Genomic DNA, 26314 nt, shown 5'->3' with positions numbered 1-26314 from the left:
TTCGCATGGCAGAGGAAACGCACATCGACACGCGCCCACCCGAAGGCGCGAACCCCGACTGGACCGTTCCGCAGGACTGGTCCGCCTATAGCGAAACCGATCACCGCACCTGGGATACGCTGTTCGCGCGTCAGGCGAAGCTGCTTCCCGGCCGCGCGTCGCAGTCGTATCTGCGCGGGCTCGACGTCCTCAAACTATCCAAACCGGGCATCCCCGATTTCGAGGAATTGTCCGACCGGCTGATGGCGCTGACCGGCTGGCAGGTAGTGGCGGTGCCGGGGCTGGTGCCCGACGATGTGTTTTTCGATCATATGGCGAACCGGCGCTTCGTGGCGGGCAATTTCATCCGCCGACCCGACCAGCTCGATTATCTGCAGGAACCCGATGTCTTTCACGATGTGTTCGGCCATGTTCCGATGCTCGCCGATCCGCGTTTCGCCGACTATCTGGAGGCGTATGGCAGGGGCGGGCTTCGCGCGCTGGAACTAGGCGCGCTCAAACAGCTTGCCCGGCTATACTGGTATACGGTCGAATTCGGGCTGATCGACGAACCGGAGGGGCTTCGCATCTACGGTTCGGGCATCGTGTCGAGTTATTCGGAAAGCACCTTCGCGCTTGACGATCCCAGCCCCAACCGGATCCGCTTCGACCTCGAACGCGTGATGCGGACAGACTATCGGATCGACGATTTCCAGCAGAGCTATTTCGTCATTCCCAGCTTTGATGAATTGCTGCGCGTGACGATCGAAACCGATTTCGAACCGGTTTATGAACGTATCGTCGGCAAACCCGACATCGCGATCGACGCGATCCTGCCAGAAGACGATGTGATCACTCGCGGTACGCAGCGTTATGCGAGGGAGAAGGCGGCGGAACCGGCCTGATCCTTACCAACTGCCGAAACCGGGGGCGAGGCCGGGGCCGTCCGGGCCGGGACGACGCACCCGGCCAATGCCGTAGCGCGTCCGCTTGACCAGCCGAAGCGTCGGCCATTCGCCCGCCATCCGTCCGGCCAAGCGCATCCCCTGCCGGCGATAGGCGGTCGCCACCGTCGCCGCCTGCCGATCCAGCAGCCCGGCGAGGATCAGCGTCCCGCCCTCCGCCAGAACCGAGGTGAGGCGGGGCGCGAGTTCGACCAGCGGCCCGGCAAGGATATTGGCGATGATCAGGTCATAGGGTGCGCGGCGGTGAAGCAGCGGGTGGTCGATCCCGGCGGCGGTCGCAAGCGCCAGCTGGCCCGGCAGTCTGCCCAGCGGCACGCCGTTCGCCTTCGCATTTTCCTCAGTCACCTCCATCGCCACCGGGTCGATATCCGATGCAACCACGGCTGCGGCGGGCCACAGATTCAGTGCGGCGAAGGCCAGCAGGCCGGTCCCTGTCCCGACATCGGCGATATTGTGAAACCGCGCGCCCGACGCCTTCATCCGCTCAATCATGGTCAGGCAGCCAAGCGTGGTTTCATGTTGCCCGGTGCCGAACGCGCGTCCCGCCTCGATCCGCAGGGGGCGGACACCTTGCGGTATCTCGCCGCGATTGGCGCTGGTATGGACATAAAAGCGACTGGTGTGGACGGGTTCGATCCCTTCCTGGCTGATGGTTACCCAGTCCTGTTCATCGACCGGTTGCAGGGTGATATCGGCCTCGGCCGCGCTCGGCACCAGCGCGCGCACCGCAGCTACCGTCTGATCGTCGGGTTTATCCTCGAAATAGGCGTCGAGTTGCCACTGGTCCGCATCGTCGGCGACGCGTTCGCTGGTCATCAGCGCTGGCATGGGTTCGAGCATCGCGAGGGCGAATTCGTCGGCGCTGATCGATTCGGCTTCGGCGCGGGTGCAATTCAGGGTGAGTTTCCAGCTACCGGACAAAACTTGCTCCATTGGCGTCGATCACTGCGCCGGTCATCGATTCAGGCGCTTCGAGTGCGCAAAACCGCGCGATGGTGGCCATTTCCTCGGGCGCGGCGACCCGGCCCAGCGGAATATCGGCAAGCAGTTTCGCCCCGCCACGGCTGGCGAGATACTCGTCCGCCATGCCGGTCATCGTATATCCGGGGCAGATCGCGAAGGCGAGAATGCCCTCGCCTGCATAGCCGCGCGCGATCGTCTTCGTCATCGCGACCATTCCGGCCTTTGCCGCGGCATAGTGCCAATGCGCGGGGCTGTCGCCGCGATAGGCGGCCCGGCTGGCGATGTTGACGATCCGTCCCTTGCGCCCCGTATCCTGCCAATGCCGGACGGCAAGGCGGCTGAGTTCGGCGGAAGCGGTGAGGTTGACGCGCATCGTGCGTTCCCAGTCGGCCACCCAGTCGTCATGCGCCTGATCGAGCGGTGATGCTTCGAAAATGCCCGCATTGTTGATCAGCACGTCGATCCGCCCGTCCAGCATCTCGAGCGCGCGGGACCATAGCGATTGCGGCGCGTGCGCGTCGGTGAAATCGGCGGCGATGCCTTGCCCGGTCGAATGGCGCGCCAGATGCACGTCGGGCGTATCGAGCGCCCCGGCAATGGCCGCGCCGATCCCGCGGCTGGCACCGGTCAGCAGGATATTTTGTGTCATGGTCCCGCCCAATAGGCGGCGGGGCGGCCGGGGGAAAGGGGGCGGCGGTCAGCCGGTGCCCGATTGCGAGAAACGGTCGGCTTCACCCTTCAGCCGGGCGAGCAGTTCGTCGACCTGCGCGGTTTCGCCGCTCAGCGCCGTCATGTCGCCGCTGACGCTTTCGATATCACGCCGGATCGCGGCGATCGTATTGGCCATCGAATCGGCGGTAAGCGCGGTTTCGTCAACCGCCGACGTGATCGCGGTGACGGTCTTCGCCTGGCTTTCCATCGCGCCGCGTATCCGCCCCGCGCTGTGGCGGACATCGCCTACGGTTGTGGAGACCGACGCGTTTATCTGAACCGTCGATCGGATGTCGTCCTGAATCGCGGCGACCTTGGCGGCGATCTCGTCGGTCGCGCGCGCCGTCTGGTTGGCGAGGCTCTTCACCTCTTGCGCGACCACCGCGAAGCCGCGCCCGGCATCGCCCGCGCGCGCTGCCTCGATCGTCGCGTTGAGCGCGAGCAGGTTGGTCTGCCCCGCAATATCGCGGATCAGGCCCAAAATGGCTTCGATCGATTTGGCATGGTCGTTCAGCGCTTCGGATCGTTCGACCGCCGATCCGGCCTGTTCGCTCGCGCGGGTCGCCACCTGCGAAGCGCCCTCCACCTCGCTGCGCGTATCCTCGATCGCGCGGATCAGGCCGGCGGCGGTGCGTGCCGCTTCGCGCATGGCGACGGCCGATTGTTCGGCGGCGGCCGCGACCTCGCCCGCCTTGCCCAGCATGCCGCCGGTCGATTGCGACGCTGTCTGTGCCTGAACCCGGATGCGCTGGCCCAGATCGGCGGTATGGTGCAGGGTCGATCCGATATCCTGCTGAAAGGTGCTGGCGCGCTGTTCGCGTTCGGCGCGTGCCGCGCGATCGCGTTCATAGGCGGCATGTTCGACCATCACCGCGGCCTCCACCATCGCCAGACGCTGCACGACATCGCACAACCGGGCGACACGGGGCGAATCTTCGCCGATCTCTTCCTGCAGGATCGCCATCAGCCGACTATTGCAGATCGCGATTGCCGACAGAAAGGCGTGCATGGGAATGCGCAGTTTCTGACAAAGTTCGACATTGCGCACCGCCGCGTGCAGCCAGTCGCGGCCAAGCGGCGAGGAATATTTCAGGCGGACATACTCGGCGGAGGCGCGAAGTTGCCGCTGGTATCGCTCGCCGGTAAGCCACCCGCCGGGCGCGAAGGCGCCCTTGTCGCGTCCCAGCGTGTCGAGGAAGGTGAACGCCACCGATTCCACCCGATCGGAAATCAGCGCCAGTATTTCGGTGCAGGCAGGCGCGACCGCGCCATCCTCGTCATAGGCGTCGAGCCGGCGTTTCAGCGCATCGATCGCCGCTTCCCGGTCGCCGGTATGTCGTTTGTGCTGATAGGTCATGGCCCGGCTCCGGCGCGGCTCAGACCGCGACCTTCGTCGCGAAATCGCCCGCGCTGGTGCGCAGTCCGGCCAGTTCCTCGTCCAGCGCGGCAAATCCCTGACCGACATTGTCGATCTCGCTCGCGACGCTTTCGGTGTCTTCGCGGATGGCGGCGATGGTGTTCGACATCGAATCGGCGGCAAGCGCGGTTTCGTCGACCGCCGCGGTGATCGCGGTCACGGTGTTCGCCTGTGCTTCCATCGCGGAGCGGATGCGCCCCGCCGAATCCTGCACCTCGGTCACCGTCGCCTGGATCGAGGCGTTGGTTTCGACGGTCGAATGGGTGGCGGACTGGATCGCCGCGATCTTCGCCGCAATCTCGTCGGTGGCGCGTGCCGTCTGGTTGGCAAGGCTCTTCACCTCCTGCGCGACGACTGCGAAGCCGCGCCCGGCATCGCCCGCACGCGCCGCCTCGATCGTGGCGTTGAGGGCGAGCAGGTTGGTCTGCCCCGCAATGTCGCGGATCAGGCCAAGGATCGATTCGATCGATTTGGCGTGATCGGACAGCGTTTCGGACATGCCGACCGCCTTGCCCGCCTGTTCGGAGGCGCGATTGGCGATTTCGGCAGCGCCCTCCACTTCGCTGCGCGCATCCTCGATCGCGCGGATCAGCCCGGCGGCGGTCTGCGCCGCTTCGCGCATGGCGACGGCGGATTGTTCGGCGGCGGCAGCGACTTCGCTCGCCTTGCCCAGCATGCCGCGCGCCGAGGAAGAGGTCTGCCCCGCCTGGCTGCGCAGCGACCCGCCTTCCGCCGTCGCGCGTTCCAGCGTGGCGGCGATGCGTTCGCGAAATTCATTGGCCAGCCGGTCGCGCGCCACCTGCGCCGAATGCGCGCGATAGGCGGCATACAGATCGACGGTGATATCGCTTTCCAGCGCGGACAGCCGCATCAGCGTGTCGACAAGGTCGGTAAGACGCGGATCGTCCGGCCCGACGCGCTGCACCAGAATGTTGAGCGCAGCGCGGTCGCTGGCGCTGATCATCGAAAGCAGCGCCATCGGCTCGATATCGATGGCATAGGCCGCGGCGACCGATCGTTCGATCGATTCGACCCAGGCCCGGCCGGCGGTGTCGAGAAAGCGGTGCTTCAGGAAGGTGAAGCCGATTTCGACCATCTTTTCGGTTTCGTGCGTCGCCCAGGTGCGATCATCGGCAAAACAGCGCTGCCATTGATCCCAATAGGCGCGCGAAATTTCCATGCCGTCGGGGCTTAATATTTCCCATGCCTGTCTGGCATGTTCCTGAAGCGCGCCGTCGACGTCGAATACCTTCAGTCTGGCGGCAAGATCGATTCGCGCGGCGAGTTCGCCGATAACGGGCATGTCCTTGCCGTTTGCGGTATCAGTCACGGATGAAAATCCCCATTGGTCGACCGGTTTTGCTTATTGATCGATGCTAGGGCGAAGTGGTTAACGCCCGGTTAGTCCGCCTGTTGCTCCACGGCGCTTGCATCGCGGCGCATGGGCTTTAAGTAGCGCATCCGGAAAAGGAGCTTTTCGCCTTGGCAACCGCATCACCCAAATCGCGTCCGCTTTCACCGCATATCGGCGTCTGGAAATGGGGCACGCACATGCTTGTTTCGATCCTGCACCGGGTGACCGGCGACGGGATGGCGCTGGTCGGTACCGTGCTGGTGGTGTGGTGGCTCGCCGCCCTTGCCGGTGGGACGGACAGCTATGCGACGTTCCTTGATGTCTTCACGCTGCAAAGCGGCGCAATGAACGTGATCGGCTATATCGTCGGCATCGGCCTCACGCTGTGCTTCTTCCAGCATCTGGCGAGCGGCATCCGGCATCTGGTGCTCGATACCGGCGCTGGATACGAACTGAAACGAAACAAGACGTTCGCGACGCTGACCATGGTGTTTTCGGTCCTCGCGACGCTGGCCTTCTGGGCCTATCTGATCTGGGGCAAGTAACATGGGCAACGGAACCGAACTCGGCCGGGTGCGCGGCCTCGGCGCGGCGCGCGAAGGCGCGCATCACTGGTGGCACCAGCGGCTGACGGCTGCGTCGAACCTCGTCCTGATGACGTGGTTCTTCGTATCGCTCGCGCGGTTGCCGGGGCTTGAATATGGCGTCGTCCACGACTGGATGGCGTCCGCCTGGGTCGCGATTCCGATGGCGCTGCTCGTGCTCAGCGTCTTCTATCACGCGCGCCTCGGCCTTCAGGTGCTGATCGAGGACTATCTGCACGACGAAAAGCATTTCGTGTTCATGGTGCTGCTCAATGCCTTCATCCTTGTCGGCGGCGCGATCGGCGTCTTTTCCATCCTCAAAATCGCCTTCGGAGCGTCCGCATAATGGCTGAAGCGTACAAGATCATAGACCACAGCTATGACGCGGTGGTGGTCGGCGCGGGCGGATCGGGCCTTCGCGCGACGATGGGCATCGCCGAGGCGGGGCTGAAAACCGCATGCATTACCAAGGTGTTTCCGACGCGCAGCCACACCGTCGCCGCGCAGGGCGGCATCGCGGCCAGCCTCGGCAACAACACCCCGGACCACTGGTCGTGGCACATGTACGATACCGTCAAGGGATCGGACTGGCTGGGCGATCAGGACGCGATCGAATATCTGTGCCGCGAAGCGCCGCAGGCGGTGTACGAGCTGGAACATGCGGGCGTGCCGTTCAGCCGCAACGATAACGGCACCATCTATCAGCGCCCGTTCGGCGGCCATATGCAGAATATGGGCGAAGGCCCGCCGGTGCAGCGCACCTGCGCCGCGGCCGACCGCACCGGCCATGCGATGCTGCATGCGCTGTATCAGCAGAGCCTGAAATACGACGCCGATTTCTTCGTCGAATATTTCGCGCTCGACCTCATCATGGAAAACGGCCGGTGCCGCGGCGTGATCGCGCTGTGCCTGGAGGACGGATCGATCCACCGGTTCCGCGCGCATTCGGTGGTGCTTGCGACCGGCGGCTATGGCCGCACCTTCCAGTCGGCGACCAGCGCGCATACCTGCACCGGCGATGGCGGCGGCATGGTGCTTCGCGCGGGGCTGCAACTGCAGGATATGGAGTTCGTCCAGTTCCACCCAACCGGCATTTACGGCGCTGGCGTGCTGATTACCGAAGGCGCGCGCGGCGAGGGCGGCTATCTCACCAATTCCGAGGGTGAGCGTTTCATGGAGCGCTATGCCCCGTCGGCGAAAGACCTTGCCAGCCGCGATGTCGTGTCGCGGTCGATGGCGATGGAAATCCGCGAAGGGCGCGGCGTGGGCAAGGAATCCGATCATATCTGGCTGCACCTCGATCATATCGATCCCAAGGTGCTGGCGCAGCGGCTTCCCGGCATTACCGAAACGGGCAAGATTTTCGCCGGCGTCGACCTGACGCGGCAGGCGCTGCCCGTCGTGCCTACCGTCCATTACAATATGGGCGGCATCCCGACCAACTATCATGGCGAGGTCGTCCATCTGAAGGATGGCGACCCCGAAGCCGTCGTCCCCGGCCTGTTCGCCGTGGGCGAGGCGGCGTGCGTGTCTGTGCACGGCGCGAACCGGCTTGGCTCCAACTCGCTGATCGATCTGGTCGTATTCGGCCGCGCCACGGGTATCCGCCTGAAGGAAACGCTGAAACCCGGTCAGGCGCACGATCCGTTGCCCAAGGGGTCGGAGGAAATGGCGCTCGCCCGTCTTGACCATTTCCGCAACGCAAGCGGCGGTTCGCCCACCGCGGACATCCGCATCGACATGCAGAAGACGATGCAGAAGCATTGCGCCGTGTTCCGCACCGAAGAACTGATGGCCGAAGGCATCGAGCATATGGACAAGGTCTATGCGCGGATGGAGGATATCAGCGTCACCGACAAGTCGCTGATCTGGAACACCGACCTGGTCGAAACGCTCGAACTCGACAATCTGATCGGTCAGGCGCTGGTGACGATCCGCTCGGCCGCCAACCGCAAGGAAAGCCGCGGCGCGCACATGCATGAGGATTATCCCGATCGCGACGATGCGAACTGGATGAAGCACACCGTCGCCACGTTCGACGGCTGGGGCGGCAAGGGCGGCGCGACCACGATCGATTATCGCCCGGTCCACGATTACACGCTGACCGACGACATCGACTATATCAAGCCGAAGAAGCGGGTATATTAAGACGGTTTCATCGCGATCGAGAACAGGAAAGGGCGGGGCGGCATCTCCCGCCCTTTTCATTTTAACCTCTGCTGCGTGCCGGGCGCGGGAACCGAACGCCGCCCATACCGGTTGCGCGCACCATGAACGATGAAACCACCGCCCCCGACAGCAAGGCCAGCCAGTACCCGCTGCTCGCCAATCCGCATGTCCACCTTTCCGGCCCGGTGGATCAGGCGATGTATCAGTCGTTTCGCGAACAGCTGGGCAATGCGCCGGATGAGGGCACGCTCGTCGTCGCGATATCGACGCTGGGCGGCGATCCCGAAGTCGCGCGGTTGATGGGCGACGAAGTCCGGCTGATGCGCGATTATACCGGGCGCGAGACGCTGTTTTTGGGCAAGGTCGCGGTCTATTCGGCCGGCGCGACCTTCATGGCGGCGTTTCCGGTGGAAAAGCGGTTCCTGACCAAGGGCACGCGAATCATGATTCACGAACGCCTCATCACGAAAACGGTGAACCTGTCCGGCCCCTTGCGCAGCTGTGTCGACACGCTGAAAGCCAATCTGCACGAGATCGAACATTCGATCCGGATCGAGGAAGAGGGTTTTCGTGATCTCGTCGCCGGATCGAAGATCGCATTCGAAAAGGTGCGCGAACGCGCGCCCGAAAACTGGTATATCGAGGCGGATGAGGCGCGCGACCTGGAACTGGTCCTCGACGTTATCTGAAAAGGCGCGCCTTCGCATTTGCGGTACGGCGCGCGCTGGGCTATCGCCCGCTGCGGGTTGACCGCGTCTGCGGTCGCGCCCATTTCGGGCGAGCAATCAAAGAACCGGAACGGATCAATGGCCGAATTCACCCTGCCGAAGAACAGCGTCGTCAAAAAGGGCACCAAATATCCTGCCCCCGAAGGCGCGAGCCGGGTGAAGAAGTTCAAAATCTATCGCTACGATCCCGATTCGGGCGAAAATCCGCGGTACGACAGCTATGCGGTCGATTTGGATGATTGCGGGCCGATGATCCTCGACGCACTCATCAAGATCAAATCGGAACAGGATTCGACGCTGACCTTCCGCCGTTCGTGCCGTGAGGGCATTTGCGGGTCGTGCGCGATGAACCTCGACGGAAAGAACGGTCTCGCCTGCACCACCGCGATGGAAGACATCAAGGGCGAGATTCGCATCACGCCGCTGCCGCATATGGACGTGATCAAGGACCTGGTCCCCGATTTCACCCATTTCTACGCGCAATATGCCTTGATTCAGCCTTGGCTGAAGACGGTGACGCCGCCGCCCGCTGGCAAGGAACGGCTGCAATCGCCCGAACAGCGCAACCAGCTCGACGGGCTGTACGAATGCATCCTGTGCGCCTGCTGTTCGACCTCGTGCCCCAGCTATTGGTGGAATTCGGACCGCTTTCTGGGTCCCGCCATCCTGCTTCAGGCCTATCGCTGGCTCGCCGACAGCCGCGATGAAATGACCGGTGAGCGGCTTGATGAGCTGGAAGACCCCTTCCGCCTGTATCGCTGCCACACGATCATGAACTGCGCCAATGTCTGCCCAAAGGGGTTGAACCCGGCCAAGGCGATCGCCGAAACCAAGAAGATGATGGTCGAACGCGCCGTCTGATCGGGGCGAGAGTGACCGAGCGTCAGGACGCGCCGCGGTTCCTATATGCGGATGACCCCGATCATCCGGGATGGAAGCGCTGGGAGCTGGGCCAGAAGGGCCGTTTCAACGATGCGCTCGGTCCGCTTTCGGTAAAGGTGGAAGGCGACATCGCGCGGGTTCGCATGGCCGTCGATACGCGCCATTCGAACCTTGCCGACAACCTGCATGGCGGCGCACTGCTCGCATTTGTCGATGTCGCGATGTTCGCTGCCGCGCGCGGATTCGACGTGCTGCATCATGGCGGCGCGGTGACGCTGGACGTTGCCGTGCAGTTCATGGCGGCCGGAAGCGTCGCCGAGCCGATTGAGGCGCGGGTTGAGCTGCTTCGCGAAACCGGGCGGTTGCTGTTTCTGCGCGGACTGATCGTTCAGGACCATGGCAATGTCGCGAATTTTTCGGGCACGGTGCGCAAGGTAACTGGCAAATGAGCGGCGTTGCGGAGCGGTATCGCGCGCTGGTGGCGGCGGGCGAGTTGAAACCCGATGCAGAACAGGCCGCGGCCGCCGAACGGCTCGACCGGCTGGCGCAGGAACTGGAGGCAGTGCCCAAGCGCGGCAGCATCCTGTGGCGCGCGCTGGGCAAGGCGCCCGACCCGCCGCAGGGAATCTATCTGTGGGGCGGGGTCGGACGCGGCAAGTCCATGCTGATGGACCTGTTCTTCGACAATCTCGATATTCGGCGCAAACGCCGGGTGCATTTCCATGAATTCATGCTCGAAGTGCATGAACGGCTGGCGCAGGAGCGCAAGAAGGAGGCGGGCGACCCCATCCTTCCCGTCGCCGACGCGATGGTGGGCGAGGCGCGATTGCTCGCCTTTGACGAAATGGTGATCAACAACACTGCCGATGCCGCGGTGCTGTCGCGTCTGTTCACCCGCATGATGACGCACGGCCTGACCGTGGTGACCACGTCGAACCGGCCGCCGAAGGACTTATACAAGGATGGTCTCAACCGGTCGCTGTTCCTGCCGTTCATCGATCTTCTGGCCGAGCGACTGGATGTGCTGCCGCTCAATGGCCCGGTCGATTACAGGCTCGATCGGCTGGGGCGGATGGACACCTGGCTGGTGCCGAACGGGGCGAAGGCGACCGAGGAACTGTCGAACGCATTTTTCCGCCTGACCGACTATCCGGTCGAGGATAGGGCGCATGTTCCGACCTGCGAACTCGCAATCGGTGGCGCGCGCGAAATGCATGTGCCCAAATGCCTGAAGGGCGTTGCGGTGTTCAGCTTCAAACGGCTTTGCGGCGAAGCGCGCGGATCGCCCGATTACCTCGCCATCGCACGACGCTTCCACACCGTCATCATCGTCGGCATCCCGAAGCTGGGGCCGGAAAACCGCAACGAGGCCGCGCGCTTCGTCACGCTGATCGACGCGTTGTACGAACATAAGGTGAAATTGCTCGCCGCGGCCGATGCGATGCCGGAAGAATTGTACCGCGAAGGCGATGGGCGGTTCGAATTCGAACGCACCGTCAGCCGGTTGAACGAAATGCGGTCTGAGGAATATCTTGCCCAGGGGCATGGAAACCAAAAGGCGGAGTGAGGTGTTTTCCGTCGCATGTGGCAAGACCGCACTGTCTATTGCAACTGCGAACTAATTGCAAAGAAACACGTTAACCTTTGGGTGTTAGCGGTTGCCCCGACGCGTCGAAGCGCCTAAGTCGCGTGCGTTTCCGGCGCGGACACGAGTCCCGCGCGACTAAGGTTGAGGAGATCCCAATGGCCCGTAAGAAGATCGCGCTGATCGGTTCCGGCATGATCGGTGGTACGCTCGCGCACCTTGCTGCGATGAAGGAACTGGGCGACATCGTCCTGTTCGACATCGCCGAAGGCGTGCCGCAGGGCAAGGCGCTCGATCTCGCACAGGCCGGCCCGCCCGAGGGTTTCGACGCCGACCTCAAAGGCGCGAACTCGTACGACGAAATCGCTGGCGCCGATGTGTGCATCGTCACCGCAGGCATTCCGCGCAAGCCGGGCATGAGCCGCGACGACCTGCTCAAGACCAATCTCAACGTCATGAAGGCAGTGGGTGAGGGGATCGCCAAGCACGCTCCCGACGCCTTCGTCATCTGCATCACCAACCCGCTCGATGCGATGGTATGGGCGCTGCGCGAATTTTCGGGCCTGCCGCACCAGAAGGTCGTCGGCATGGCGGGCGTGCTCGATTCGAGCCGCTTCCGTCACTTCCTTGCCGAAGAGTTCGACGTGTCGGTCGAAGACGTCACCGCATTCGTGCTGGGCGGTCATGGCGACACGATGGTCCCGGTGGTGGAATATTCGACCGTCGCGGGCATCCCCATCCCCGACCTCATCAAAATGGGCTGGTCGACTCAGGATCGCATCGACGCGATCGTCGATCGTACGCGCAAGGGCGGTGGCGAAATCGTCGGCTTGTTGAAGACCGGCAGCGCCTTCTACGCGCCCGCCACCAGCGCGATCGTGATGGCCGAGAGCTATCTGAAGGACAAGAAACGCCTGCTCCCCTGCGCCGCGCATCTGACCGGCCAGTATGGCGTGGATGACCTCTATGTCGGTGTTCCGATCGTGATCGGCGCGAACGGCGTCGAAAAGGTCGTTGAGATCGAACTGAACGACAGCGCGAAAGCGAATTTCCAGACCAGCGTCGACGCGGTCAAGGAATTGGTCGCTGCCTGCAAGGGCATAGACGAGAGCCTTGCATGAGACTTGCCGGCGCTCTTGGCGTTGTGCTGACCTTAACGGCTGCAGCGGCAAGCGCGCAGTTGCCCAAGGGCGTGGACACGCCTGAGGTAGTGGTCGCGGGCTTCGCGGACACGTGTCGATCCGGGTTCCCCGATTTCGATGCGATCGCACGAACCGCTGCGGCTGGCGGATGGACCGAGCGTGCTACGTCGGTCCCGCACGGCAGTAGCTTGCCTGGAGATGTCGTATTGCCGCGGATGTTTCAGAAGGGCGAAGCGATGTTGGCACTGGTCACGCCCAGCCCGCGATTCGCCGACAGCGTGCGTGCGTGTCAGGTGACCGCCATGGCAAAAGGCAAGCCTGACCTGCAGACCTTTGTCGCGCAAGCGGCCACCGTGCTTGGCTTGGGGTCACCGCGCTGGGAGGGCAAAGGCGATAAGGCAGCGGCGAGCTGGGCCACGGCCGCTGGTACGGTCCGCGCGACTATCCAGCGTTACGGCCGCGTTCGCTCATATTCATTGCAAATTAAGTAGATAATCGGAAGGTTTCGGACCAGATGAGCATCCTCGTCGACAAGAATACCAAGGTCATCACCCAGGGCATGACGGGTGAGACCGGCAGCTTCCATACCAAGGCGGCGCTTGAATACGGCACGCAGATGGTTGGCGGCGTCACCCCCGGCAAGGGCGGGACGACGCATCTCGACCTGCCGGTGTTCGACACCGTGGCGGAAGCGAAGGAAAAAACCGGCGCCGATGCGAGCGTCATTTATGTTCCGCCGCCCTTCGCCGGCGATTCTATCCTTGAGGCCATCGACGCCGAAATCCCGTTGATCGTGTGCATCACCGAGGGCATTCCGGTGCTCGATATGGTGAAGGTGAAGCGCGCGCTTTCGGGATCGAAATCGCGGCTGATCGGCCCGAACTGCCCCGGCGTGTTGACTCCCGGCGAATGCAAGATCGGCATCATGCCCGGCAGCATCTTTTCCAAGGGCTCGGTAGGCGTTGTGTCGCGCTCGGGCACGCTGACCTATGAGGCGGTGTTCCAGACGACCAATGCGGGGCTGGGTCAGACGACCGCGGTCGGCATTGGCGGCGATCCGGTCAACGGCACCAACTTCATCGACGTCCTCGAACTCTTCCTCGCCGACGACGCGACCGAATCGATCATCATGATCGGCGAAATCGGCGGCAGCGCGGAAGAAGAAGCCGCGCAGTTCCTGAAGGACGAGGCAAAAAGGGGCCGCAAGAAGCCGATGGTCGGCTTCATCGCGGGACGCACCGCACCTCCGGGACGGCGCATGGGCCATGCCGGCGCGATCGTTTCGGGCGGCCAGGGCGGCGCCGAGGACAAGATCGCGGCGATGGAGGAAGCGGGCATCCGCGTCTCGCCTTCGCCGTCGCTGCTCGGTGAAACGCTGGTCGACGTATTGAAGGGGTAAAGCGCGTCGTCCCGGCGGAGGCCGGGACCGCCCGCCCGCAAGGGACGCGCCGACGATTCTAACGGCTCCGGCCTCCGCCGGGGCGATGGAGTGAAGGCCATGGGTTACGAAGGCCTGGATTTTTCGGAAATCGCCGGCGGGGTGAGCCCCGCTTTCGTCGAGACGCTGTACCGCAAGTACAAGGCTGATCCCGGATCGGTCGAATCGGGCTGGCGCGAATGGTTCGACGGGCTGGAAAATGCCGTCAGCGGGCCGAGCTGGGCCAATCCGAATTGGCCGCCAAAGGATACCGATTCGCTGACCGCCGCGCTCGATCCCACCCAGATGGAAGCGCAGCCGGTTGCCGCCAAGCCGAGCAAGGCCGCCGCCAGGCAAGTGGCAGGCGCCGCGCCGAACACCGACGACGTGGCAAAGGCCGCGGGCGATTCGATCCGCGCGATGATGCTGATCCGCACCTATCGCGTGCGCGGTCACCTTGCCGCCAATCTCGACCCGCTGGGCGCGCACCAGTCCGAAATGCCCGAGGATCTGCGCACCGAATATCACGGCTTTCCTGACAGCGAGATCGACAAGCCCGTCTATCTGGGTGGCGCGCTGGGGCTGGAAACCGCGACCGTTCGGGAGATGGTCGATATCCTGCGCGCCAATTACTGCGGCAATGTCGGCCTTGAATATATGCACATCGCCGATGTCGATGAGCGCCGCTTCCTCCAGGAACGCATGGAGGGCAAGGACAAGGCGATCGAATTTACCGAGACCGGCAAGAAGGCGATTCTGGGCAAGGTGATCGAAGCCGAGCAGTGGGAAAAATTTCTCGGCCGCAAATATGTCGGCACCAAGCGGTTCGGCTTGGACGGCGGCGAATCGATGATTCCCGCGCTCGAAGCGGTCATCAAATATGGCGGTCAGTACGGCGTACGCGAAATCGTCTACGGCATGGCGCATCGCGGCCGGCTGAACGTCCTCGCCAATGTGATGGCGAAGCCGTTCCGCGTGATCTTCCACGAATTTTCGGGCGGTTCGGCCAATCCGGAGGATGTCGGTGGTTCGGGCGATGTGAAATACCATCTCGGCACCAGCACCGACCGCGAATTCGACGGCATCAATGTGCATATGTCGCTGGTCGCCAACCCTTCGCACCTTGAAGCGGTCGATCCGGTCGTCCTCGGCAAGACCCGCGCGATCCAGACCTATCGCGACGATCTGGCCGAACATGAGGAGGTGCTGCCCGTTCTGATCCACGGCGACGCGGCCTTTGCGGGGCAGGGGATCGTGTGGGAATGCCTCGGCTTTTCGGGGATTCGCGGCTATAATACCGGCGGCTGCGTCCATTTCGTCATCAACAACCAGATCGGTTTCACTACGAGTCCGCAATTCGCGCGCTCCTCGCCTTACCCTTCCGACGTGGCGAAGGGGGTTCAGGCACCGATTTTCCATGTGAATGGCGACGATCCCGAAGCCGTCACCTTCGCCTGCAAGATGGCGATGGAATTCCGTCAGCGTTTCAAGCGCGACATCGTGATCGACATGTGGTGCTATCGCCGCTTCGGTCACAATGAAGGCGACGAGCCGAGCTTCACCCAGCCGCTGATGTATTCGGAGATCAGAAAGCATCCGCCGGTCAGCGAAATCTATGGAAAGCGCCTGACCGAAGAAGGTGTGATCGACGGCGATTTCGTCGGCGAGAAGGTGGACCAGTTCACCACGCTTCTCGAAGGCGAGTTCGAGGCGGGCGAAAGCTATAAGCCGAACAAGGCGGACTGGTTCGCCGGCCGCTGGTCGGGACTGTCGGTTCCTGCCGATGCCGAAAGCGGGCGGCGCAGTGTCGATTCGGGGCTGGACCGGAAGCTGTTTGATTCGCTCGGCCGCACGCTGACCCGCGTTCCCGACGATCTGGAGATGCACAAGACGCTTCGCCGGATCATCGATGCCAAGCGCAAGATGTTCGAAACCGGCGAAGGGTTCGACTGGGCGACCGGTGAGGCGCTGGCATTCGGATCACTGCTGTCGGAGGGCTATGGCGTCCGACTGTCGGGCCAGGATTCGGGGCGCGGCACGTTCAGCCAGCGGCACGCCGTCTGGGTCGATCAGAAGGACGGGCATGGCTATATCCCGCTCGACGGAATCGAACATGGCCGGTTCGAAGTGCTCGACAGCCCGTTGTCCGAATATGGCGTGCTCGGCTTCGAATATGGCTATGCGCTTGCTGACCCCAAAACGCTGGTGCTGTGGGAAGCGCAGTTCGGCGATTTCGCGAACGGCGCGCAGATTATGATCGACCAGTTCATCGCGAGCGGCGAGGCGAAATGGCTTCGCGCCAATGGCCTGGTGATGCTGTTGCCGCACGGGTATGAAGGGCAGGGACCGGAACACAGTTCGGCGCGGCTCGAACGCTATCTGCAATTGTGCGCACAGGACAATATGCAGGTCGCGAACTGCACCACCCCGGCAAATTATTTCCACCTGCTTCGTCGGCAGATGCACCGCAGCTTCCGCAAGCCGCTGATCATCATGACACCCAAATCGCTGCTCCGGCACAAGATGGCGGTGTCGGAAACGAACGACTTTCTGGGCGACAGCCATTTCCGGCGCATTCTGTCCGATCCGTCGGCGCCGGCGGACAAGGATACGAAACGCGTCGTGCTGTGCACCGGCAAGGTCGCATATGACCTGATCGAAGCGCGCGATGCGGCGGGCGACAAGAACACGCAGATCATCCGGATCGAGCAAATTTACCCCTTCCCCGGCGAGCCGCTGACCAAGCGGCTGAAGGCGATGGAAAATCTCGAAGAGGTCGTTTGGTGTCAGGAAGAACCGAAGAACAACGGCGCGTGGTTCTTCGTCGAACCCTATATCGAACAGTGCCTTGGCGATGCCGGCGTGAAGCCGGCGCGCGCAAGCTATGCCGGCCGTGCGGCTGCGGCGTCGCCCGCAACGGGCCTGATGAAACGGCATCAGGCCGAACAGGGCGCATTGGTCGCCGAAGCGCTGGGTCATAGCGCCAAGGAAGAAATCCGCCGCACGCGGCAGGGTTGATGTTGCAACCATGCCCCGGCGCAGGTCGGGGACGCATTGATAATTTGGAGATTCCGGTCTCCGCCGGAATGACGAGGTAGGAAATGGCAACCGAAGTCAAAGTCCCCACTCTGGGCGAATCGATCACCGAAGCGACGCTTGGCGAATGGCTCAAACAGCCCGGCGATGATGTCGCGGTCGACGAACCGATCGCCAGCCTCGAAACCGACAAGGTATCGGTGGAGGTGCCATCGCCGGTGGCGGGCAAGATGGGCGATTACAGCGTTCAGGTCGGCGATACGGTAGAGGTCGGCGCGGTGATCGCATCGATCGAAAGCGGCGAAGGCGGCGCGAAGTCCGCGCCCACGCCCCCCGAAGCCAAGCCCGCGGCAAAGGACGATGCGGCAAAGCCCGAAAAAGCGGGGCAGCAGGCGCCGGCGGACGGCGATGTCGAAGCTGCTGCGCTGTCGCCTTCGGTGCGCCGCGCGGTGCTGGAAACCGGCGTCGACCCCTCGACGATCAAGGGCACCGGCAAGGACGGGCGCATCACCAAGGAAGACGTGATGGCAGCGGCGGAGAACAAGGGCGCTGGCACGCCTGCCCCCTCACCCGCTCCCGCCGCTACGCCAGTCCCTGCCCCGGCCGAGGGCGGGGCGCGCAACGAAGAACGCGTGCGCATGACGCGTCTGCGCCAGACGATAGCCAAGCGGCTGAAGGGCGCGCAGAACGAGGCGGCGCTGCTCACCACCTTCAACGATGTCGACATGACCGCGGTCATGGAAGCGCGGTCGAAGTACAAGGAACTGTTCGAAAAGAAGCACGGCGTTCGACTGGGTTTCATGGGCTTCTTCGTAAAGGCCGCGTGCATGGCGCTGAAGGACGTTCCGGCGGTCAATGCGCAGATCGACGGCGATGAAATCGTCTATCACGACTATGCCGACATCTCGGTCGCGGTGTCCGCGCCGCAGGGGTTGGTCGTGCCGGTGATCCGCAGCGCCGATCAGATGAGCGTCGCAACGATCGAAAAGACGATCGGCGATTTCGGCAAGCGCGCCAAGTCGGGCGACCTGAAAATGGACGAAATGAAGGGCGGCACCTTCACCATTTCGAACGGCGGCGTGTTCGGTTCGCTGATGTCGACCCCGATCGTCAACCCGCCCCAGGCGGCGGTGCTCGGCCTGCACCGGATCGAGGAACGTCCGGTGGTTCGCGACGGTCAGATCGTGGCGCGCCCGATGATGTATCTGGCGCTGACCTATGACCACCGCCTGATCGACGGACGCGAAGCGGTGACCTTCCTCGTCGCGCTGAAAAACGCGATCGAAGACCCGACCCGCATCCTGATCGATCTGTAAGACCGGTGTTCCTGCGAAAGCACGAGCCCAGAGCGTTAAACGCGAAGGCTTGAATCCGAATTCTGGATTCCTGCTTTCGCAGGAATACGAAAGCGAGAAGGCAAACGAAGACCGGCTTTGTGTATCTGATGGCCAGCAGACGAAACGGAACGCTTTATCTTGGCGTAACCAGCGACCTGATCGCCCGCATTCATCAGCATCGCAACGGGCTGGTCGACGGTTTTTCGAAGCGGTACGGGTGCACACGGCTTGTCTGGTTCGAAACGCATGACGATCTGCAGGAAGCGCGCCGCCGCGAACTGCATATGAAAAAGTGGAAACGCGATTGGAAACTCGAACTGATCGAGGCTGACAATCCGCAGTGGAGGGACTTGTACGAGACGCTGTTTTGAAGCGCCGTACTCCTGCGAACGCAGGAGACCAGAGCCGCAAACGGTGCCTTGTTGGAACCCTGGGCTCCTGCGGACGCAGGAGCGCAAAGGAGGTAGATGATGGCAGACAAGTACGACTATGACGTTCTGGTGATCGGTGCCGGCCCCGGCGGCTATGTCGCGGCGATCCGCGCGGCACAGCTTGGCCTGAAGACCGCGTGCGCCGAAAGCCGCGAAACGCTGGGCGGAACCTGCCTCAATGTCGGGTGCATTCCGTCCAAGGCGATGCTTCACGCCTCCGAACTGTACGACGAAGCCGCCTCGGGCCGGATGGCGAAGCTGGGCATCAAGGTGACGCCCGAACTAGATCTCGACACGATGCACGGCCAGCGCAAGGATGCGGTCAAGCAGCTTACCGGCGGTATCGAATATCTGTTCAAGAAGAACAAGGTCACCTGGCTGAAGGGCCGCGCCGCGTTCGAGGACGCGCACAAGGTGAAGGTCGGCGACGACACCGTCACCGCGAAGAACATCGTCATCGCGACCGGATCGTCGGTGACCCCGCTTCCCGGTGTCGAGATCGACCAGAAGGTGGTTGTCGATTCGACCGGCGCGCTGGAACTGCCCAAGGTGCCCGAACACATGGTGGTTATCGGTGGCGGCGTGATCGGCCTTGAGCTTGGCAGCGTGTGGCGGCGGCTTGGCGCGAAGGTCACCTGCATCGAGTTTCTCGACCAGATCCTCCCCGGCTTCGACGGCGATGTGCGCAAGGAATCGAACAAGATCTTCAAGAAGCAGGGCATCGATTTCAAGCTCGGCACCAAGGTGAGCAAGGTCGCGGTGAAGGGCGATAAGGCGACGCTCACGCTCGAACCTGCCAAGGGCGGCGATGCCGAGACGATGGAGGCCGATTGCGTGCTCGTCTCGATCGGGCGGCGTCCGAACACTGATGGCCTTGCGCTCGACAAGGCGGGGCTGAAGACCAACCAGCGCGGCCAGATAGCGATTGATCACGACTTCCGCACCGGCGTCGACGGCGTCTGGGCGATCGGCGATGTCGTTCCCGGCCCCATGCTCGCGCATAAGGCCGAGGATGAGGGCATCGCGGTTGCCGAAAATATCGCGGGGCAAACGGGCATCGTGAACCACGACATCATCCCGTCGGTGGTCTATACCTGGCCCGAAATCGCTGGCGTCGGCCTGACCGAGGAAGCGGCAAAGGAAAAGGGCGAGGTGAAGGTCGGCAAGTTCCCGATGATGGCGAACAGCCGCGCCAAGACCAATCACGAACCCGACGGTTTCGTGAAGGTAATTGCCGATGCCAAAACCGATCGCGTGCTGGGCGTGTGGTGTATTGCATCGGTCGCGGGCACGATGATCGCTCAGGCCGCGCAGGCGATGGAATTCGGCGCGACGAGCGAGGATATCGCTTATACCTGCCACGCGCATCCCACGCATAGCGAGGCGGTCAAGGAAGCGGCGATGGCGGTGACGGGCAAGCCGATCCATATCTGATCGCAGCCTCCCCGGGCGACAGGGTAAAAAAAACGGCGTGTCGGAAACCCCGGCACGCCGTTTTCATTCGCGCCCGTTCCCGATCAGGCGCTGACCAACCCTGCTTGTCCGGATTGCACCGCCCAGCGCGCGGCGGTGGCGATCGGCGCGTCGCGGCGGGTGATCGCATCGACCACGCGGAAATGGCCGGTCCACGCATCGCGGGTAATATCGCTGAGCAGATAGCCGCGCCGGTCGTTCGTCCAGTGCAGGAACGGGTTGTCGCGCATGATCTCTTCATTGCCCGGGCGCAGGTCGTGGCCATCGCCGCCACTGGTGATCGATGTGGAGACGAATTCGCTCGCCACGGTCCTGCCGTCGCGTTGCAGGTCGATCGCCCAATTTTGATGTTCGTCGCCGGTAACCACGACGACATTGCCGCCCTTGTGCCGGTCGAACAGGGCCAGTATTCGTTCGCGCGGTCCCGGATAGGCGGCCCAGCTGTCCATGTTATAGGTCGGCTGCGCATTCGGGTAATCGGGCGTTCGCCGATCGATCGGCGCCATCATCACCTGCTGGGCCACTCCCTGCCAATGCTGGCTGCTGGAGGTGAAGCCTTCTTCGAGCCAGCTTTCTTGCGCCTTGCCCAGCACCTGCTGCGTCGCGGCGCTTGCCTCCGCACATAGCGGCTTGAACCCGTCGCCGCAGGGTTGATCGCTGCGGTACAGGCGGGTGTTGGGCATGTGCAGCCGGATCAGATCGCCGATATCGACCCGGCGGCGCATATGCGCCACGCCTTGCGCATCGGGAAAGGAGGAGCGGCGCACCGGCATATGTTCATACCATGCCTGAAATGCCGCGCGGCGGCGCAGCAGGAAGGTTTCGGGCGGCGTGCCGTCCTGCGCCCATTCGCTCACCCAGTTATTCTGCACCTCATGATCGTCATAGGTGCAATACCAGGGCGCGGCCGCGCGTGCCGCCTGCAAATCGGCATCGGTCGTGGTCTGGGCATAGCGGACGCGGTAATCGTCGAGCGAAAAGGGTTCGCGCGTCGCATAGCGGCGCACCGCCTCGATCGGACGATCGAACGCATCAAGCACGAATCCGGGCGAATATTCATAGATATAATCGCCGTAATGGAACATGAAATCGGGCGCGTCCTCCGCCGCATGGCGATACGCGGTGTAATATCCGGCCTCGAAATGCTGGCATCCGATCGCGGCGAAGCGGACCCGATCGACCCGGCTTCCCGGCGCGGGCAGGGTGGTTGCCCGCCCTGCAAAGGTGCGCTCGCCCGCGCAGCGGAACCGATACCAATAGGGGCGTCCGGGTTTCAGTCCCGTCACCTCGACATGCACCGAATGGGCAAGTTCGGGCCACGCCTTTTCGGTGCCCTTCGCCGCGATGGTGCGGAAATGTTCGTCCTCCGCCACTTCCCAGTCCACCGGGACTTCCGCCATCGGCATCCCGCCGTGCGGGTCGAGCGGATCGGGGGCGAGCCGTGTCCAGATGACGAACCCGTCGGCCTGTGCGTCGCCTGCCGCCACGCCCAGCGTGAAGGGGTAGTCGGCAAAGGGCAGCTGCGCCCGGCCTGCCGCGGGCAAAATAAAGGGAGCGGCGACAAGGCCGCCGACAAAATGTCTGCGCGAAGAAGTGAAGATAGCCATGATCCGCCGCTAATAAGGTTGGGTTGCACCAATGCTACAGCAAGCGCACGATCCGCGCCGCAAGGATTTTTCGATAGCAGCGCCCTTTTCGGGACCGACAATTTCCGCTAAGCGCGCGCAAACCTCCTTTCCGGGAAAATTTACATGACTCTTCGCAACGTGGCGATCATCGCCCACGTCGATCACGGCAAAACCACGCTCGTCGACCAGCTTTTCCGCCAGTCCGGCACCTTTCGCGACAATCAGCGCATCGACGAACGCGCGATGGATTCGAACGATCTCGAAAAGGAACGCGGGATCACCATTCTGGCCAAGTGCACCTCGGTCGAGTGGGAAGGCACGCGGATCAACATCGTCGATACGCCCGGCCACGCCGATTTCGGCGGTGAGGTGGAGCGTATCCTCAGCATGGTCGATGGTGTGATCCTGCTGGTCGATTCGTCCGAAGGGGCTATGCCGCAGACGAAGTTCGTCACTGGCAAGGCGCTGGCGCTGGGGCTGAAGCCGATCGTCGTCGTCAACAAGGTCGATCGCGCAGATTCGCGGATTCAGGAAGTGCTGGACGAGGTGTTCGACCTGTTCGTCAGCCTCGATGCAAACGACGAGCAGCTCGATTTTCCGGTGCTCTACGCCTCGGGCCGCAACGGCTACGCCAGCGAAGACCCCGATGCGCGCGAAGGCACGTTGCAGCCGCTGTTCGAAAAGATCGTCGGTCACGTTCCCGCGCCCGATGTCGATGTCGACGCGCCGTTCAAATTCCTCGTGACGCTGCTCGACCGCGACAATTTCGTCGGCCGTATCCTGACCGGCCGCGTCGAAACCGGCACGGTGAAGCTGAACCAGCCGATCCACGCGCTCGATCGCGACGGCAAGACCGTCGAAACCGGGCGCGCGACCAAGATCATGGCGTTCCGTGGTCTGGAACGCGTTCCGGTGGATGAGGCGAAGGCGGGCGACATCATTTCGATGGCGGGGCTTGAGGTCGCGACCGTTGCCAACACCATCGCCGATACCTCGGTCAGCGAACCGATTCAGGCGCAGCCGATCGATCCGCCGACGCTGTCGATGCGCTTCGCCGTCAACGATTCGCCGATGGCCGGGCGCGAGGGCAGCAAGGTGACGAGCCGCATGATCCGCGACCGCCTGCTGCGCGAAGCCGAATCGAACGTCGCGATCAAGGTGACCGAGGCCGAGGACAAGGACAGTTTCGAAGTCGCCGGGCGCGGTGAATTGCAGCTTGGCGTGCTGATCGAAACCATGCGCCGCGAAGGGTTCGAACTGGGCATCAGCCGCCCCCGCGTGCTGTTCCGCGAGGGTGAGACCGGCCGCGAGGAACCGTATGAAACCGTCGTGATCGACGTGGATGAGGAATTTTCGGGCACGGTCGTTGAGAAGATGAACCTGCGCAAGGCCGAAATGACCGATATGCGCCCGTCGGGCGGCGGCAAGACGCGGATCACCTTCTCCGCGCCCAGCCGCGGCCTGATCGGCTATCACGGCGAATTCCTGTCCGACACGCGCGGCACCGGCATCATGAACCGGTTGTTCGAAAAATACGGGCCGTACAAGGGCCAGATCGAAGGCCGCAAGAACGGCGTGCTGATCTCCAACGGCACGGGCGAGGCGAATGCCTATTCACTCAACAGCCTTGAAGATCGCGGCATCCTGTTCGTCGGGCAGGGCGAAGCGCTGTACGAAGGTATGATCGTGGGCGAAAACGCCAAGACGGACGACCTTGAGGTCAATCCGATGAAGGCGAAGCAGCTCACTAACATCCGTTCGTCGGGCAAGGACGACGCGATTCGCCTGACCCCGCCGCGCAAGATGACGCTGGAACAGGCGATCGCCTATATCGACGATGACGAACTGGTCGAGGTAACGCCCAAGACCATCCGGCTGCGCAAGCGCCATCTCGATCCGCATGAACGCAAACGGGCAAAGCGCAGCCAGGCCGCCTGAGGACGGTACCCAGCGTCGAAACAAAAAAGGCGGTCGCCCGGCGCGGCCGCCTTTTTTCTTTATTGCGATCGAGCGGCGTGGCGCAAACAAACCCTTCCCGTCCGCGCCGGACGTCATTGCGAACCCGCAAAGCGGGTGAAGCAATCCAGCGCCGCGTGCCGCAAAGGTGACGAACCGAACGCAAAAAGCATCAGCAACAGCCGGGATTTTCCCCTGTCGCCTTGCGGCGCGCCGTATGCTGTCTATCTTGTGCTGCGCCGCAGCATTCAAGGAATATTATATGACACAGCGAGATGCGCCGCGCGCCACGCATCCGGGGCTGGTATTGCTGGCGCTCGCAATGGGTGGGTTCGCGATCGGGACGACCGAATTCGCGACGATGAGCCTGCTTCCTTATTTCGCGAGCGATCTCGGCATTGACGCGCCGACCGCTAGCCATGTCATCAGCGCCTATGCGCTTGGCGTGGTGGTTGGCGCGCCGCTGCTCGCGGTTGTGTCGGCACGGGTCGAACGGCGTTTGCTGCTGATCGGACTGATGGCCCTTTTCGCGATCGGCAATGCGTTGAGTGCGCTCGCGTCGAGCTATTCGATGATGATGCTCGTCCGGTTTATCAGCGGCGTTCCGCATGGCGCCTATTTCGGCATCGCGTCGCTGATGGCGGCATCGCTGGTTCCGGCCGAGCGGCGCACCTGGGCGGTATCGCGCGTGATGCTTGGCCTGACGATCGCGACGATCGCGGGCGTGCCGTTCGCCAACGCGCTGGGGCAATGGGTCGGCTGGCGCTGGGGGTTCGTCGTGGTTGCCGCGCTCGCGCTGGCGACGATCGCGCTGATCCGGATATTCGCCCCGCGCCAGCTGCCCGATCGGGATGTCAGCCCGCTCAGCGAACTCGATGCGCTCAAGCGCCGCCAGGTCTGGCTGACGCTTGGCATAGGCGCGGTCGGGTTCGGCGGGATGTTCGCCGTCTACACCTATCTCGCCTCCACGCTGGTCGAGGTGACGGGCGTTAGTGCCGCGCTGATCCCGGTCTATCTCGCGATCTTCGGCGCGGGGATGACGATCGGCAACCTGTTTATACCCTATTTCGCCGATCGTGCGCTCATGCCCACGGCGGCGGGGGTGCTGATCTGGGCAATCGCGGTGACGCTGCTCTATCCGATCGCTGCGCATAATAGCTGGGCGATGGGCGCGATTGTGTTTTTGATCGGAATTGTCGGTGCGCTCGGCGCGATCCTTCAGACGCGACTGATGGACGTTGCAGGCGATGCGCAATCGCTCGCCGCCGCGCTCAACCATTCGGCGTTCAACACCGCCAATGCGCTAGGGCCATGGCTTGCCGGAATGGCGATTGCAGCGGGTTTCGGCTGGGCATCGTCGGGGCTGGTCGGCGCGGCGTTGGGCGCAGGCGGACTGCTGGTCTGGCTGGTCGCCGCCCTCGACGCGCGGCGGCAGGCGGCGACACCGCTACCGGCATAGGGCCGCGCAAGCTGTCTTTACCGAATACTCCCATCACCCATTGCGCTGTCCTACACGGTCACAGCCCGGTATGATCAGGTCTGCTCTTTCGCATCGCCCATGGCGGCCAGCGCGCAGATGTGCGTCCATTCGGCCTCGCTCACCGGGCTTACCGACAGGCGCCCCTGTTTCAGCGTCGCCATGTCGCGAAGCGCGGCTTCTTCCTTCAACTTTTTCAGCGGGACCGCGCGCGGTAGCGGCGCGACGGGGTTGACTTCCACCGAAGCCCATTTTCCGTCCTCGCCATCCGCCCGCCATTCGCGCGATACTTCCATGATTCCGGCAATGGCGGGCACCGCGCAGGCGCTGTGATAGAAAAAGGCGCGATCGCCGCACGTCATCGCGCGCAGGTTTTTCGCCGCAGCGTGGTTTCGTACCCCGGTCCATTCGGTGCGGCCGTCGCGAACCAGATCGTCCCAGCCATATTCGTCCGGTTCCGATTTCATCAGCCAATGGGCCATCGCATATCCTGTACGCGTACGGGACGCCTTTATTGTCGTTTTGCCCGTCACCCCAGGCTAAACCTTTGCTGAACGCCCGGTTCCGGGTCGGTTCACAACAGGCCTGCTATACCGTTTTTCATCATCGGGCATCCTTTTCCATGTTTTTGCGGAAAAAACATGGGTGCGGCGCTCGACTATTGAGAGGAGCGACCATGATCACCTTTACCAGAAAAGCGGCGCTTGGCCTTGCACTGGGCGCTACCGCGATGACCGCCGCCGCCATGCCGGCGCAGGCGCAACGCTATCGCCACAGCTATCACCATTATCATCATGACAACGGTGCAGGCACCGCCATCGTCGCCGGGATCGCCGGCCTTGCGATCGGCGCGGCCATCGCTTCGTCGAACAACGATCGTCGCTATGACCGCGGCTATTATCGCGACCGCGATTATTACCCGGCCGATGCGTATCGGGGCCGCGGTTATTACCGCGCGCCGCGCTATTGCAGCGTCCATCGCGAATGGGACCCGTATCGGCATCGTTCCGTTGCGGTTCGCTATTGCCGGTGACTTGAGAAGGGGGCGGATCGATCCGTCCCCTTTTTTCATCCCGCCGC

At 63.1% G+C, this 26314-nt stretch carries 24 protein-coding genes; 18 read left to right on the top strand and 6 right to left on the bottom strand.

The features are described from left to right. Positions 1-5: 5 nt before the first annotated feature. The gene (gene phhA / locus KY084_RS09925) at positions 6-884 is read left to right on the top strand and encodes a phenylalanine 4-monooxygenase (protein WP_219238303.1); all 879 of its coding nucleotides are present in this window, start codon (positions 6-8) and stop codon (positions 882-884) included. A gap of 3 nt (positions 885-887) precedes the next feature. On the opposite strand, the gene KY084_RS09920 is transcribed toward phhA, so the two are convergent. Genes KY084_RS09920 through KY084_RS09905 form a run of 4 tightly spaced genes read right to left on the bottom strand, consistent with a single transcriptional unit; the run spans position 888 to position 5338 of the window. Next, positions 888-1877 carry a 50S ribosomal protein L11 methyltransferase gene (locus tag KY084_RS09920; protein WP_219238302.1) on the bottom strand — a complete coding sequence of 330 codons (990 nt, stop codon included), beginning with the start codon at positions 1875-1877 and terminating at the stop codon, positions 888-890. Next, entirely contained in the window at positions 1855-2556 is a 702-nt protein-coding gene (locus tag KY084_RS09915; protein WP_219238301.1) for an SDR family NAD(P)-dependent oxidoreductase, read from the bottom strand. The genes KY084_RS09920 and KY084_RS09915 overlap by 23 nt, the downstream gene beginning before the upstream one ends. Before the next feature lie 48 nt (positions 2557-2604). Continuing rightward, entirely contained in the window at positions 2605-3975 is a 1371-nt protein-coding gene (locus tag KY084_RS09910; RefSeq protein WP_219238300.1) for a methyl-accepting chemotaxis protein, read from the bottom strand. 19 nt (positions 3976-3994) lie between these two features. Beyond that, entirely contained in the window at positions 3995-5338 is a 1344-nt protein-coding gene (locus KY084_RS09905; protein ID WP_219238383.1) for a methyl-accepting chemotaxis protein, read from the bottom strand. Between the two features lie 179 nt (positions 5339-5517). Here KY084_RS09905 and sdhC point away from each other — a divergent pair, with 179 nt between their 5' ends. From sdhC to lpdA, 14 genes are all read left to right on the top strand, one after another. Next, positions 5518-5934 carry a succinate dehydrogenase, cytochrome b556 subunit gene (sdhC, locus tag KY084_RS09900; RefSeq protein ID WP_219238299.1) on the top strand — a complete coding sequence of 139 codons (417 nt, stop codon included), beginning with the start codon at positions 5518-5520 and terminating at the stop codon, positions 5932-5934. A gap of 1 nt (position 5935) precedes the next feature. Next, positions 5936-6319 carry a succinate dehydrogenase, hydrophobic membrane anchor protein gene (gene sdhD, locus KY084_RS09895; RefSeq protein ID WP_219238298.1) on the top strand — a complete coding sequence of 128 codons (384 nt, stop codon included), beginning with the start codon at positions 5936-5938 and terminating at the stop codon, positions 6317-6319. Beyond that, positions 6319-8121 carry a succinate dehydrogenase flavoprotein subunit gene (sdhA, locus tag KY084_RS09890; RefSeq protein ID WP_219238297.1) on the top strand — a complete coding sequence of 601 codons (1803 nt, stop codon included), beginning with the start codon at positions 6319-6321 and terminating at the stop codon, positions 8119-8121. Before sdhD ends, sdhA begins: the two co-directional genes overlap by 1 nt. A 122-nt stretch (positions 8122-8243) precedes the next feature. Next, complete coding sequence (locus KY084_RS09885) at positions 8244-8831, top strand: ATP-dependent Clp protease proteolytic subunit (protein ID WP_219238296.1); 588 nt, start codon at positions 8244-8246, stop codon at positions 8829-8831. A gap of 117 nt (positions 8832-8948) precedes the next feature. After that, positions 8949-9731 (top strand): succinate dehydrogenase iron-sulfur subunit, encoded by a 783-nt coding sequence (locus tag KY084_RS09880; protein ID WP_219238295.1) that lies wholly within the window; start codon positions 8949-8951, stop codon positions 9729-9731. A gap of 11 nt (positions 9732-9742) precedes the next feature. After that, positions 9743-10201 carry a PaaI family thioesterase gene (locus tag KY084_RS09875; RefSeq protein ID WP_219238294.1) on the top strand — a complete coding sequence of 153 codons (459 nt, stop codon included), beginning with the start codon at positions 9743-9745 and terminating at the stop codon, positions 10199-10201. Beyond that, positions 10198-11319, top strand: coding sequence for a cell division protein ZapE (gene zapE / locus KY084_RS09870; protein WP_219238293.1), 1122 nt, complete (start codon positions 10198-10200; stop codon positions 11317-11319). The genes KY084_RS09875 and zapE overlap by 4 nt, the downstream gene beginning before the upstream one ends. 176 nt (positions 11320-11495) lie before the next feature. Next, positions 11496-12458 (top strand): malate dehydrogenase, encoded by a 963-nt coding sequence (gene mdh / locus KY084_RS09865; RefSeq protein ID WP_219238292.1) that lies wholly within the window; start codon positions 11496-11498, stop codon positions 12456-12458. Then, positions 12455-12970, top strand: coding sequence for a hypothetical protein (locus tag KY084_RS09860; protein ID WP_219238291.1), 516 nt, complete (start codon positions 12455-12457; stop codon positions 12968-12970). Before mdh ends, KY084_RS09860 begins: the two co-directional genes overlap by 4 nt. A 23-nt stretch (positions 12971-12993) precedes the next feature. Then, positions 12994-13878 (top strand): succinate--CoA ligase subunit alpha, encoded by an 885-nt coding sequence (gene sucD, locus KY084_RS09855; RefSeq protein ID WP_219238290.1) that lies wholly within the window; start codon positions 12994-12996, stop codon positions 13876-13878. A gap of 99 nt (positions 13879-13977) precedes the next feature. Then, positions 13978-16914, top strand: coding sequence for a 2-oxoglutarate dehydrogenase E1 component (locus KY084_RS09850; protein WP_219238289.1), 2937 nt, complete (start codon positions 13978-13980; stop codon positions 16912-16914). An 83-nt stretch (positions 16915-16997) separates the two neighbouring features. Beyond that, a complete protein-coding gene (gene odhB, locus KY084_RS09845) occupies positions 16998-18248 on the top strand; it encodes a 2-oxoglutarate dehydrogenase complex dihydrolipoyllysine-residue succinyltransferase (protein ID WP_219238288.1) in 1251 nt (416 codons plus the stop codon). A 119-nt stretch (positions 18249-18367) separates the two neighbouring features. Further along, positions 18368-18640 carry a GIY-YIG nuclease family protein gene (locus tag KY084_RS09840; protein WP_343227995.1) on the top strand — a complete coding sequence of 91 codons (273 nt, stop codon included), beginning with the start codon at positions 18368-18370 and terminating at the stop codon, positions 18638-18640. Between the two features lie 99 nt (positions 18641-18739). Next, positions 18740-20134, top strand: coding sequence for a dihydrolipoyl dehydrogenase (gene lpdA / locus KY084_RS09835; RefSeq protein WP_219238382.1), 1395 nt, complete (start codon positions 18740-18742; stop codon positions 20132-20134). An 83-nt stretch (positions 20135-20217) separates the two neighbouring features. On the opposite strand, the gene KY084_RS09830 is transcribed toward lpdA, so the two are convergent. After that, entirely contained in the window at positions 20218-21780 is a 1563-nt protein-coding gene (locus tag KY084_RS09830; RefSeq protein WP_219238286.1) for an alkaline phosphatase D family protein, read from the bottom strand. Positions 21781-21924: 144 nt separating this feature from the next. On the opposite strand from KY084_RS09830, the gene typA reads away from it, so the two are divergent. Both typA and KY084_RS09820 read left to right on the top strand, forming a co-directional pair. Next, the gene (typA, locus tag KY084_RS09825; protein WP_219238285.1) at positions 21925-23739 is read left to right on the top strand and encodes a translational GTPase TypA; all 1815 of its coding nucleotides are present in this window, start codon (positions 21925-21927) and stop codon (positions 23737-23739) included. Between the two features lie 280 nt (positions 23740-24019). Then, on the top strand, positions 24020-25216 hold the full coding sequence (locus tag KY084_RS09820; RefSeq protein WP_219238284.1) for an MFS transporter: 1197 nt from the start codon (positions 24020-24022) through the stop codon (positions 25214-25216). 74 nt (positions 25217-25290) lie between these two features. Here KY084_RS09820 and KY084_RS09815 read toward each other — a convergent pair whose 3' ends face one another. After that, the gene (locus tag KY084_RS09815) at positions 25291-25701 is read right to left on the bottom strand and encodes an EVE domain-containing protein (protein ID WP_343227994.1); all 411 of its coding nucleotides are present in this window, start codon (positions 25699-25701) and stop codon (positions 25291-25293) included. Between the two features lie 209 nt (positions 25702-25910). Between KY084_RS09815 and KY084_RS09810 the strand changes: the two genes are divergently transcribed. Then, positions 25911-26267 (top strand): hypothetical protein, encoded by a 357-nt coding sequence (locus KY084_RS09810; RefSeq protein WP_219238282.1) that lies wholly within the window; start codon positions 25911-25913, stop codon positions 26265-26267. Positions 26268-26314 lie beyond the last annotated feature (47 nt).

This window comes from Stakelama flava (assembly GCF_019351405.1).
Classification (GTDB): domain Bacteria; phylum Pseudomonadota; class Alphaproteobacteria; order Sphingomonadales; family Sphingomonadaceae; genus Sphingomonas; species Sphingomonas flava_A.
This window is presented reverse-complemented; position numbering and strand designations above follow the sequence as displayed.